Source organism: Methylomonas sp. MED-D, assembly GCF_050276835.1.
In the GTDB taxonomy this organism is placed as follows: domain Bacteria; phylum Pseudomonadota; class Gammaproteobacteria; order Methylococcales; family Methylomonadaceae; genus Methylomonas; species Methylomonas koyamae_A.
Genome location: NZ_CP189965.1, coordinates 2,766,664 through 2,777,950, shown reverse-complemented (window position 1 = coordinate 2,777,950; position 11,287 = coordinate 2,766,664). Strand labels below are relative to the sequence as shown.

Here is an 11,287-nt window from a genome sequence, read left to right as displayed (position 1 = left end):
ATTTAATCGTGTTTTTTAAAGGCTGTCGGCAAACTGCCGTTCTGTATGCATAAAGTATCTATAACCAATTAAGAATAATGTCAGAGATATTGCATTAGATAGCATAAAACCATCCCAATAAATATTGGCGCCATTACCAATTATCATCCAGCGAAACCCATCTATAACGCCAACCATCGGATTTAAGGAATACCATATCCGCCATTGTTCCGGTACGACTTGGCTGCTAAAGCCGACTGGCGAAATATATAAACCTATCTGTACGATAAAAGGAATAACGTAACGAAAATCCCGGTATTTGACATTAAGCGCCGATATTAAATAACCTATACCAAGGGCGGTGATGGCCGCCAATAACAGGAATAAAGGCATCAAAAAAATATAAATCGATGGCTGGAATCGATACCATGCCATCAGCGCCAGCAATAATATGAATGAAATTAGGAAATCTACGATGTTTACCAGTAACGGTGCGGTCGGCGCGATAATGCGCGGAAAATAGACTTTGCTGATCATCGCGGAGTTATTAACCACCGCATTCGCCGATTCGCTGAGGGTATTGGCAAAAAAGTACCAGGGCAGCATCGCGGTAAACACCATGATGGCATAAGGTGCTTCGCCTTCCGTTGGCAGTTTGGCGATTCTGCCGAAGATTACTGTGAACACCAGCATCGTCAATAACGGCCTAATGATCGCCCAAGCCGCGCCAATCGCGGTTTGTTTGTAGCGGACTTTAAAGTCGCGCCAAGCCAGAAAGTAGAGTAAATCCCGATATTCCCATAGTTCCCGGCCGGAGTCGCCTAGGGTTTTTGTTGGCGTGATGACGATTTGGGGACGGCCGGACATCGGTTGTTTGGGCAAGTTGGAAGTATAGGCAGCGAAAGTTTAGCGGAAAATCGCTGAGACGGGAGAAGCCACGCCGGCTCAGACCGGCATTTTCTCGACTGACGGACGGTTTTGGCGGCAATGACGCCTGATTCAGCGCCGCCGGCCCTTGACGGGCTGCGATTTTTCTTGGGTGTGTTTGGTGGCAAAACGCATTTTTGGCGACTGCGGCGCTGCGTCGCCCTTGGGCTGAAAATTTGGAATCAGTTGATGTTTGCCATTACCGATTAGATCCGCGCGTCCCATTTGTTTCAAAGCCTCCCTCAACAGCGGCCAATTTTTCGGGTCGTGGTAGCGTAGAAAGGCTTTGTGCAACTTGCGTTGCTTGTCGCCACGCGGAATCGCGATATCCGGCACATTGCGGCCGACTTTATGCAGCGTGTCCTTGCCCGAGTGGTACATCGCAGTCGCGATCGACATCGGTGACGGCAAAAAGGCTTGCACCTGATCGGCTCTAAAACCATTTCGTTTTAGCCACAGTGCGAGATTGAGCATGTCCTGGTCGGTGGTGCCGGGATGGGCGGCAATGAAGTAAGGGATCAAATACTGTTCCTTACCGGCTTCCTTGGAGTATTTGTCGAACATCGCCTTGAAACGGTCGTAACTGCTCATGCCGGGTTTCATCATCTTCGATAACGGGCCTTGTTCGGTGTGCTCGGGCGCGATTTTTAGATAGCCGCCGACGTGGTGAGTCACCAACTCTTTTACATAGGCCGGGGTTTCGACGGCGATGTCGTAACGCAGACCGGAAGCGATGAAGATTTTTTTGATGCCTGGCAGCGCGCGGGCGCGCCGGTACAGCTTAATTAATGGCGTCTGGTCGGTGTTCAAGTTGTGGCAGATGCCGGGATAAACGCAGGATGGCTTGCGGCAGGACTCCTCGATTTTCGGGTCCTTGCAGGCCAGCCGCCACATGTTGGCGGTTGGTCCGCCCAGGTCGGAAATGTGGCCGGTGAAGTTGGGCGAGGTGTCGCGGATGGCTTCGATTTCGCGAATGATCGAATCTTCCGAGCGGTTCTGAATGATGCGGCCTTCGTGTTCGGTGATCGAGCAAAAGCTGCAACCGCCGAAACAGCCGCGCATGATCAACACCGAATGCTGAATCATCTCAAAGGCTGGGATGTTGGCCTTGCCGTAAGCATGATGCGGCAAGCGCGAGTAGGGCAGATCGAACACGCCGTCCATTTCCGGGGTGGTTAGCGGTAGCGGCGGCGGATTGATCCACACTTCCCGATTGCCGTGGCGTTGGATCAGCGCACGAGCATTGCCGGGATTGGTTTCGCCGTGCATGACCCGCGAAGCGTGGGCGTACAAAATCGGATCGTCCTTGACCGCGTCGTAATCGGGCAGGCGAATCACGGTTTGCGCCCGATTCTTGTTGGCGATCGGTTTGAATTGGATGACTTGTTCACGATGCGTGGGAGGAGCGTCAGCCCCGCTCAAACTATCAGTCGCGGCTAAAGCCCCTCCTACGGGTTTATCCTCGCATGCCGGCATCTCCTGATACGGATTTTGGTGGACGATGACCGCGCCGGGCTTGTCAATGTCGGTTGAATCTTTTTCGATCCAACCTTGCGGCACTTGTTTGACGAAGTGCACGGTGCCGCGAATGCCTTTCAAATCGTGAATGCTCTCGCCTTTAGCCAAGCGATGGGCAATTTCGACGACCTGCCGTTCGGCATTGCCGTACACCAACAAATCGGCCTTGGAATCCAGCAATATCGACTTGCGCACCTTGTCCGACCAATAGTCGTAATGGGCGATGCGGCGCAAACTCGCCTCGATGCCGCCGATGATAATAGGCACGTTTTTATACGCTTCGCGGCAGCGGTGCGAATACACATTGACCGCGCGGTCCGGGCGCTTGCCGGCGGCGCCGTCGGCGGTGTAGGCGTCGTTGGAGCGGATTTTCTTGTCCGAGGTATAGCGGTTGACCATCGAATCCATGTTGCCACCGGTGACACCGAAGAACAGCTTGGGCTGGCCGAGCGTACGAAAGTCGTCGGCGCTGTGCCAGTCCGGCTGGGAAATGATGCCGACCCGGAAACCTTGCGCCTCCAGCACCCGGCCGATCACCGCCATGCCGAAGCTGGGATGATCGACGTAGGCATCGCCGGTCACCAATATCACGTCACAGGCATCCCAGCCCAAGGCGTCCATTTCGGCGCGGCTCATCGGCAATTCCGGCGCCGGGCCGAAGCGGTGAGCCCAGTATTTTTTGTAGCCGAACAGGTTGGGGGCGTTGTGTATCACGGTTTGATGATCCGGTTGAAAACGTTGGGATTGTGGCGTTTTAAGTCCAATAGATACGTCGGAAATTCGATTTGATAGCGTTGCTCCAGGTGCTTGGCCCGGTCTATCAGATTTTTTAGGGTGGGTTTCGCGGTTTGATCGCCGAAGGCGAAGCCAATGATATTACCGCGACCGCGCACCGGCAAAAACAGCATCCGCCAGTTGAACACCCGGCCCAGATTCCAACTGACTTGTTGAAACATCGGCTTGTCGGTACCCCAAAGGTTGATGACCAACAGACCGTCGCGGGTCAGCAAGGTTCGGCAGGCGTCGAAAAAGGCTTCGCTACTGACCTCGGGGGCCATGCCGTCGTGGTCATAGGCGTCGATCATGATCAGATCGTGGCATTCGCCATGTTCGCGGGAATATTGTCTGACGTGTTGGGCGCCGCAACCGATTTTAATTTTCAAGCGGGCATCGAAGGGCAGGCTGAAATGGCTGCGCGCCACTTTTAAAACGCTGCCGCGAAACTCGACCACCCGCACCCGGCAGTCGGCAAATTGATGGAGCAGAAACTTGGCGATCGTGCCCCCGCCCAAGCCGATTAGCAGGGTATCCCTGGGCGGCGGCTGAAACAGCAGGCCGGCCATCATCGCGCGGGCGTACAGGGAATGCAGGCGGTCGGGTTCGGCGATCAACATCGAGCTTTGCCGGGCGTGCGAACCGAAATGCAGAGCTCGAACCCCATCGTTATCGACGACTTCGATGATGCCCTCGTCGTCGTGGCTTTGGTGGATAACCAGGCCGTCGTATTTGTACATGTAACGCGGAAACGTTGAAAATCCCCGGTATTTTCCTTGAAAAACCGATAATTGTCTTGCGAATTGTTGCGGGTGACGGAAAGGGACGCGTGTGCCGACTGGTCGCGGCCCGAGTCTGGAACCGGACTTTGCGGTAAAAAAAAGTAGCTGAAGTCAGTAGAAAGTCATCGTGGGAGTGCGACAACTTCGTCGCGCCGACGGCGTTACTCTTATCGAGGGCGTTTCATGCGAAGAAGAAATACCCAAGACAACGCCACGAATATCGCGTTCCGATGCGAGTTTCTCGACTTTTCCCTAGTTTGTCTTAGGACAGGCCGGAGAAAGCCGCCGCCAGCGCCGACAACCGGGCTTGTCGAAAGCCGAGCGATCAACCAGCCCGGCGGGTAATTACGGGTGACTTGCTTAGTTCACCCGATAACCTTCTTCCATTAGCACTTGCCGGACTGCCGGCCGGGTCAGCATCAGGCGATAGTGATTCAGACAACGTTCCGGTAGCTCGATGGCGGTTTTATCGGCCCAGAAGCAGGGGTAGAACAAGGCCGCGTCGGCTATGCTGAATTGACCCAGTGCGTAGCCTGCCGTCGGTAAACTGTCGTTCAATACCTCAAATCCGCGCCGGACGATCTCCAGGCCTTGCGCTTTGACCGCGTCGATGTCGGCGGATTGGCTGGCGAATTTTTCCGGCGTAAAAATCCGGGCAAAACCGGCGCCGTGCAGGGTGCCGACCGCGTGTGCCATCAGTTCTATCGCGCGGGCGTCGCCGTCGGCATCGCCCGGCAACAGGCCAGCCTTGGGGTAACGGCGTGCCAGCCAGTAAGCGATTGCGCTGAACTCGGTCAACGTCCCGCCGTCGTCGCGCACCAGCGTCGGAATCGTCCCCTTGGGGTTGATCGCTAGATATTCGGGTTTTAGTTGATCGCCGGCCAACAAATTGACAGGATAGACTTCGAAGACCAGTTCCAATTCTTCCAACAAAATGTGGATACCGGTCGAACACGAGCCGGGGGTCATGTAAAACTTCATGGTTTACTCCGTCGTTAAGGCGAGAAATCGGTTGTTGACGTTGACCGCAAACTCCCGCCATAACTGGGCGATATCGCGTTTCACCACCTCGAGATAATCCCGATCGGGTTTGTGTTCGTCGGGGAAGTTAGACAACGCGCAGGACGTGCGGTGTTTATCCACGACATAGGCGAGGAATGTCTCGATAAAGCCGTCGAACTCGGCCAGCACCAATTTGGTCAGCGCGGACATGCCCCTATCCAATGGCGTGGGGTCCGGGGCAAACGGCAACGTTTGTAGTACGTTTGCAGCCTGGTCGTAGACTTGCGCCAGCACCGCCAGCACATTGCGTTGAAAACAGCCGTCCCAACGTTGCCGCGATAAATCCGCCGCCAGCAGGCGGTCGTAACTGGATCGGGCGGCGCTTTTAATCTCGGCGGCCTGACGGGCAAAACGCGCCAGACTTTCGGTGTTTACGGGGTGTTCGGTCATCGTGACTCCGGAAGGGTTCAGGTTAATGCGGCGTAGACTCTTTCCGCCGCGACCAGCGCGCCTTCCAGATAGCCGCCGTGCTCGGCGGCGGTTTCGGTGCCGCCGAAATAAAGTTTGTCGGTCCAATGGTCCAGTTGCAACCAACGGTGGCCGTAATTGGGGTGGCCTATCGGCGGCAGCCGGTCCAGCGCGGTGGCGGTATAGGCCTCCAAGCTCCAGTCTTGTATCGTCGATCGTAACGGCTCGGCCGCGCCCGGACCGTAGAGCTCGGACAAATGGTGAATCAGCAAGCCGGGCAAGTCCGCACGATAGCGGTCGCGAAATTCGGCCGGTATCCCAAAAAAGCCGAACAAGGCGCCGAACTCACCGCGCGGGTCTTCGGCGTCGTAAATTTCCGACAAAATCGCGCCGGGGTAGGGTAACACCGCGTTGCCGGACCAGCCCTGTTGGCGCCAAAAGGCGCTCGGATAGGCCACTGCCGCCTTGACGTGGCCGGCCATCCAGGTTGGGGTGGCCCGGCATGCTTCGAACAAGTCGGCCGACAGGGCCGGAACGAAGGCGATTCGTTCGGCCATCAAACGCGGCGGAACGGTCAAGACCGCGCGTTTGGCTCGGACGGTGTCGGTTCCGTTGACGGTCGAAAAGCTCAGTTCGACGTGATCGTCGCGGTCGACGATTCGCAATAACGCTTGATTCAGGCGGATATCGATGTCGGCGAGCTTGGCTAGCAGCGCATCGATCAATGCGGCGCAGCCGCCTTGAATGCGCCAGGCATCGGCGTGGGTTTGCCGGTCGTGATAGCCGACCGGCACGGTGTCCGCGCTGATTTTATAAAGACTTTGTCCTGCGTCGGCTTGGCGAAATAATGTCAATCCCAGTCGACGGCACAGCGCGGCAATGCGTGGTTGGCTACCGGGCCACAGCCAGGTCGGGCCCAAATCGACTGTTAAATTGTCCGCCAACGGCACCGACAATATGCGTCCGCCGCAGCGGTCGCGGGCTTCGAATACGCCGACCGCGCGGCCTGCGGCGGATAGCCGTTCGGCTAGCGCCAAGCCGGACAATCCGGCGCCGACGATCGCAACCTCCAACAGTTCAGACATCCAACGGAGTCCGGCAACGCAGGCTGTTGTCGGTCCAGGTCGGTAACGGCGGCGCTTCGGTCGACGGTGTCGGCATGATCAGCTTACGCCGAAATATGTCCCAAACGCCGTCGAAGCGTTGTTGCACTCGTATGCTCCAGCCCCAAACGATCGGCAAATGCACTGGTGTCCAAATGAAATCATCCGGCCGGTCCGGCGCGGCGTTGGCTAGGAAGTACAGCGTGTATTGCTCCAGGACGCTGATAGACGCGACCGGTTGGCCGTCCAATTCGGCGTAAATTGGCTGGCGCACCGACTCGCTGAACTCGAAGCGGCTGGTTTCATCGGCGTTTTGAAAGCCGCACACCGGAATGACTGGCGAAGGCGCGCCGGGATCGTCCAGATATAAAACCGGCCCGGTATTGGCGCTCGAGGTATTCAGTAGGTTCAACGTGCCGCCGTCGGCGAAATGGGCGGTGCGGGCCGATTCGACTAGCTGCACGACGCCGAGCTGTGCGCCGTGGCCGCGGGTTTCCCACTCCACCGCAAACCTCGGGGTGATGTTCAACACCGGTAGTTGCTGAATCAGTTTGACCTCGAGTCCTTCCAGAGTAGCCGCGTGCAAGGTCAGGCGGCTGCGTCCGCCGCCGCCGTGCGACGCGGCCAACTCAGTCGCGACGCCGACCGGCAGGCGGCCCTCGTCCCAGACGAAGCCGTGAGCAGTGCCTTGGTTCGGAACTATCGGCAGGATCTCGGCTCTGTCCAGGGATAAACGGTAGCCGCCGATCAGGCCATCGATGCCGCCGGCAATGTTCGCGAAATTCGGATTGAGCGGGTAGCGCCGGCCGGGCGAAATCGCCGCCATCGGGTGGATACCGGCTTTCGGCGGTAGTTGGCGTCCAGGCAGCGGAAAAATGTGTTCGCTGGGGTCGGCTGTCGGCTGCGAATGGTTGGTCATGTACTCGGCCATACAAAATCGGGGCCAAGCGTCCCGCTTGTGGCGGCATTGCGGACTGAAAGCCGTAACTTGTTGACATGTGGGTAAAATCAGGGAAGGCTTACCGAGGCCGTAAGCCTAAGATATCCGAGGTGGCTTGTGTCGGAGAGACGACAAATCGACTAAGAATTTGTCACGCGCCTGGTTTCGGCACTTAGGCCGACGAATCCGGACGCCGAATGGCGCCGCGCGGCGACGAACTCGCGCCGGTCCGAAAGTCTGGTAGGCTGTCGACTTGATCGAGCACGGGACGCGACGAAGAACCGATTTTTTCCGAGATAATAACCAATAACCGGGGGTGGTCATGACGGGTAAGCAAGTAATCGAAGCGCTGGCGAAATTGTGGTCGGCGGCTTGGGCGTGGTTGCAAGACCATTATCGGGCTTGGAAGCAGCAAGCGCCCGCCGCCGACGGTGATAAGCCTAGGTCGCCTCGCTGGTTTTGGTATGCCTTGGTCGGCGTGCTATTGTTGTCGATACTGGCCGGTGGCGAGCGTATCGAAGGCCGCGAAATTCCCTACAGCCAATTCTTGGCCTTGGTCAACGACAACCAAGTCGAAAAAGCCGTGGTGACGCAACGCTTTATCAACGGTACCCTCAAGACCGAAGACAAGGTTCTGGGCAAGCAGTTTTTTACCGTGCCGCTGTGGGACGACGCCTTGGGAAAGCAACTTCAGGAACACCGGGTCGAATACGTGGTGCGTAGCGGCGACAATTGGCTGAGCAATCTGCTGTTTAACTGGGTGATACCGCTAGCGATTTTCGCCGGAATCTGGATGTGGCTGTTACCGAAAATGACCGGCGGGGCGGGGCGGTCGTTTCTGAACCTCGGCAACAAGGTCAGAATCCAACAAGAAGCGGTCAAAACCACCTTCGAAGACGTGGCCGGCGCCGAAAGCGCCAAACAGGAACTGAAGGAAACCATCGACTTTTTAAAGTCCCCGGAAAAATTGCAAAAACTCGGCGGCCGGATGCCCAAAGGAGTGTTGTTGGTCGGCGCGCCGGGTACCGGCAAGACGCTGTTGGCCAGGGCGGTGTCCGGCGAAGCGGGGGTGCCGTTTTTCAACATCAGCGCTTCGGAATTCATCGAGCTGTTCGTCGGCATCGGCGCGGCCAGGGTGCGGGATTTGTTCGAGCAGGCCCGCCAAAAAGCGCCTTGCATTATTTTTATCGACGAGCTCGATGCGATCGGCCGCAGTCGCGGCGGGCCGATGGCCATGCCCGGCAACGACGAACGCGAACAAACCCTGAACCAGTTATTGACCGAGATGGATGGCTTCGACGCGACTGCCGGCGTCGTGGTGATGGCCGCGACCAATCGGCCGGAGATCCTCGACAAGGCCTTATTGCGCGCCGGACGCTTCGATCGGCAAATCGTCGTCGATAAACCCGATTTGATCGACCGGGTGGCGATCTTGACGCTGCATTGCAAGGCGATGCGTTTGGCCGATGACGTGGATTTGCAGACCGTTGCCAAGCGCACGCCGGGCTTCGTCGGCGCGGACTTGTCGAATATCGCCAACGAAGCGGCCATCCTGGCCGCCCGCGGCGGCCGAGAAACCGTGACGATGGCCGATTTCGAGGCTGCTATCGATCGCGTGATGGCCGGTCCGGAAAAGAAAAATCGCATTCTGGGGCCGGACGAAAAACGCCGGGTGGCTTACCACGAGGCCGGGCACGCCCTGGTCGCGGAAAACTTGCCGACCGGCCAGCCGGTGCATAAAATTTCCATTATTCCGCGCGGAGTCTCGGCACTGGGCTTCACGTTGCAACTGCCGGTCGAGGAAAAATATCTGTCCACCGAAGCTGAGTTGAAAGATCAGTTGGCCATCCTATTGGCCGGCCGCGCCGCCGAGCAATCGGCGCTGGGTAGCGTTTCGACCGGGGCGCAAAACGACCTGGAGCGCGCCAGCGAAATCGCCCGTAACATGGTGTGCTACTTGGGCATGAGCAAAAAACTGGGACCGAGGGTCTACGGCCAACGTCAGCAATTGCAATTTCTGCCCGGCGATGTCGGCGAGCAGCGCAATTACAGCGAAGAGACCGCTCGCGCGGTCGACGCCGAAATCTGCGCATTGTTGGAGGAGGCCGAAAATCGGGCGGCGGGTGTGCTGGCCGGCCGGCGCGCTCAGCTGGACAGACTTGCCGACTTGCTGCAGGAAAAAGAGGTGATCCAGCGCGATGATATGTTGGCGGCGCTGGCCGGTATTTGAATTAGAGGATAGAGCGAGTGAGGCAATGACTGAAATCAATCCGGACGACGGCAGTAAACGGGCAAAAAATATCGCGGCGGTGCTGTATCTGATAGTACTGGTGTTTTTGGTGGGCGGTTCCTATCTCAACCAACCCGCGAGCGAAGGCGTGGAGAAATCCTCCTCGGCCGGCCGCTGATCGCTATCGCCGGCTCGCCGCTCAGTCCGCCGGTCGACATTTAGGCCGCTAGGCTACAGCTGCGGGCCATAAGCCTCGCCGCCGGCCTGTTGCATTTGGGCCGGCAATTGACATTGCCAGGCAACACCAGTACCTTAGCCGGCCTTGTTTAAAACCTCACCAGCACCAGATCAAGAGTCGTTAATGGAAGAATTTCATCGCATCAGCCGCCTACCGCCTTACGTCTTCAACATCGTCAACGAACTGAAAGCCAAAGCCCGAGCGGACGGCGAGGACATTATCGACTTCGGCATGGGCAATCCGGACCAACCGACCCCGCCGCACATCCTGAACAAAATGTTGGAAGTCGCCCAGCGCGACGATACTCACCGTTATTCGGTGTCCAAAGGGATTCCGCGCCTGCGCAAGGCGATTTGCGGTTGGTATAAAAGACGCTTCGACGTGGATTTGGATTTCAATACCGAAGCCATTGTCACGATAGGCTCCAAGGAGGGCTTGTCGCATCTGGCGCTAGCGACCTTGGGTCCCGGCGACGTGGTGTTGGTGCCGAATCCAGCCTATCCGATCCATCCTTATGGCGTCGTCATCGCCGGCGCCGACATTCGGCACGTGCCGCTGACGCCCGGTACCGATTTCTTCGAGGAATTGCACAAAGGCATCGCCGAATGCTGGCCTAAGCCTAAGATGCTGATCCTCAACTTTCCCGGCAATCCGACTTGCCAGTGCGTCGAGCTGGATTTTTTCGAGAAAGTCGTCGCGATTTGTAAGGAACACAATATCTGGATCGTTCACGATATTGCCTACGCCGACATCGTATTCGACGGCTACGTCGCACCGTCGATTCTGCAAGTGGAAGGCGCCAAGGACATCGCGGTCGAGTTTTTCTCGTTGTCTAAAAGTTACAACATGCCCGGCTGGCGGGTCGGCTTCATGTGCGGTAATCCGACCTTGGTCGCGGCATTGACCCGGATCAAATCTTACATGGATTACGGTACCTTTACGCCGATCCAGGTCGCGGCGATTACCGCGCTGGAAGGTCCGCAGGATTGCGTCGCGGAAATCCGCGATATGTACAAGGCGCGCCGAGACGTATTGTGCGACGGCCTGAACGCGATGGGTTGGCATGTGGAAAAACCCAAGGCGACGATGTTCGTTTGGGCCAAGATCCCGGACGCCTATCAAGGCATGGGTTCGATCGAATTCGCTAAGAAATTGATCATCGATGCCAAGGTGGCGGTATCGCCCGGCATCGGTTTCGGCCAACACGGCGACGACCATATTCGCTTCAGTTTGATCGAGAACGAACATCGCACTCGGCAGGCCTTGCGCAGCATCCGTAATATGCTGAAAAAAGACAACGTTGTATAATCGCCGCCATTTTGGACA

The 11,287-nt window shown here is 57.2% G+C and carries 10 protein-coding genes; 3 read left to right on the top strand and 7 right to left on the bottom strand.

The genetic code is table 11. The features are described from left to right. Positions 1-15 precede the first annotated feature (15 nt). The 7 genes from ACQE3E_RS12240 to ACQE3E_RS12210 all read right to left on the bottom strand — a co-directional run bounded on the left by ACQE3E_RS12240 (position 16) and on the right by ACQE3E_RS12210 (position 7,484). Positions 16-846 (bottom strand): ABC transporter permease, encoded by an 831-nt coding sequence (locus ACQE3E_RS12240; RefSeq protein ID WP_313730236.1) that lies wholly within the window; start codon positions 844-846, stop codon positions 16-18. A gap of 132 nt (positions 847-978) precedes the next feature. Further along, positions 979-3,138: a YgiQ family radical SAM protein gene (locus ACQE3E_RS12235; RefSeq protein WP_313730237.1), complete on the bottom strand. Its 2,160-nt coding sequence runs from the start codon at positions 3,136-3,138 to the stop codon at positions 979-981. Then, a complete protein-coding gene (locus tag ACQE3E_RS12230; protein ID WP_168031660.1) occupies positions 3,135-3,938 on the bottom strand; it encodes a spermine synthase in 804 nt (267 codons plus the stop codon). The genes ACQE3E_RS12235 and ACQE3E_RS12230 overlap by 4 nt, the downstream gene beginning before the upstream one ends. A gap of 402 nt (positions 3,939-4,340) precedes the next feature. Then, positions 4,341-4,961: a glutathione S-transferase family protein gene (locus ACQE3E_RS12225; protein WP_064029694.1), complete on the bottom strand. Its 621-nt coding sequence runs from the start codon at positions 4,959-4,961 to the stop codon at positions 4,341-4,343. A 3-nt stretch (positions 4,962-4,964) separates the two neighbouring features. After that, the gene (locus tag ACQE3E_RS12220) at positions 4,965-5,432 is read right to left on the bottom strand and encodes a hypothetical protein (RefSeq protein WP_064029692.1); all 468 of its coding nucleotides are present in this window, start codon (positions 5,430-5,432) and stop codon (positions 4,965-4,967) included. A 17-nt stretch (positions 5,433-5,449) separates the two neighbouring features. Further along, entirely contained in the window at positions 5,450-6,535 is a 1,086-nt protein-coding gene (locus ACQE3E_RS12215) for a flavin monoamine oxidase family protein (protein ID WP_427500584.1), read from the bottom strand. After that, positions 6,528-7,484 carry a hypothetical protein gene (locus ACQE3E_RS12210; protein WP_313730239.1) on the bottom strand — a complete coding sequence of 319 codons (957 nt, stop codon included), beginning with the start codon at positions 7,482-7,484 and terminating at the stop codon, positions 6,528-6,530. Before ACQE3E_RS12210 ends, ACQE3E_RS12215 begins: the two co-directional genes overlap by 8 nt. A gap of 331 nt (positions 7,485-7,815) precedes the next feature. On the opposite strand from ACQE3E_RS12210, the gene ftsH reads away from it, so the two are divergent. From ftsH to alaC, 3 genes are all read left to right on the top strand, one after another. Continuing rightward, positions 7,816-9,723 (top strand): ATP-dependent zinc metalloprotease FtsH, encoded by a 1,908-nt coding sequence (gene ftsH, locus ACQE3E_RS12205; RefSeq protein WP_313730240.1) that lies wholly within the window; start codon positions 7,816-7,818, stop codon positions 9,721-9,723. A 25-nt stretch (positions 9,724-9,748) separates the two neighbouring features. After that, complete coding sequence (locus ACQE3E_RS12200; RefSeq protein WP_197471820.1) at positions 9,749-9,901, top strand: hypothetical protein; 153 nt, start codon at positions 9,749-9,751, stop codon at positions 9,899-9,901. Between the two features lie 183 nt (positions 9,902-10,084). Beyond that, on the top strand, positions 10,085-11,269 hold the full coding sequence (gene alaC, locus ACQE3E_RS12195; RefSeq protein ID WP_064029686.1) for an alanine transaminase: 1,185 nt from the start codon (positions 10,085-10,087) through the stop codon (positions 11,267-11,269). Positions 11,270-11,287: the final 18 nt, after the last annotated feature.

Coding starts and splice junctions, on each gene's coding strand:
- ACQE3E_RS12210 (WP_313730239.1), bottom strand. CDS start 7,484: ATGGCCGAGTACATGACCAACCATTCGCAGCCGACAGCCGACCCCAGC.
- ACQE3E_RS12215 (WP_427500584.1), bottom strand. CDS start 6,535: ATGTCTGAACTGTTGGAGGTTGCGATCGTCGGCGCCGGATTGTCCGGC.
- ACQE3E_RS12230 (WP_168031660.1), bottom strand. CDS start 3,938: ATGTACAAATACGACGGCCTGGTTATCCACCAAAGCCACGACGACGAG.
- ACQE3E_RS12225 (WP_064029694.1), bottom strand. CDS start 4,961: ATGAAGTTTTACATGACCCCCGGCTCGTGTTCGACCGGTATCCACATT.
- alaC (WP_064029686.1), top strand. CDS start 10,085: ATGGAAGAATTTCATCGCATCAGCCGCCTACCGCCTTACGTCTTCAAC.
- ftsH (WP_313730240.1), top strand. CDS start 7,816: ATGACGGGTAAGCAAGTAATCGAAGCGCTGGCGAAATTGTGGTCGGCG.
- ACQE3E_RS12240 (WP_313730236.1), bottom strand. CDS start 846: ATGTCCGGCCGTCCCCAAATCGTCATCACGCCAACAAAAACCCTAGGC.
- ACQE3E_RS12220 (WP_064029692.1), bottom strand. CDS start 5,432: ATGACCGAACACCCCGTAAACACCGAAAGTCTGGCGCGTTTTGCCCGT.
- ACQE3E_RS12200 (WP_197471820.1), top strand. CDS start 9,749: ATGACTGAAATCAATCCGGACGACGGCAGTAAACGGGCAAAAAATATC.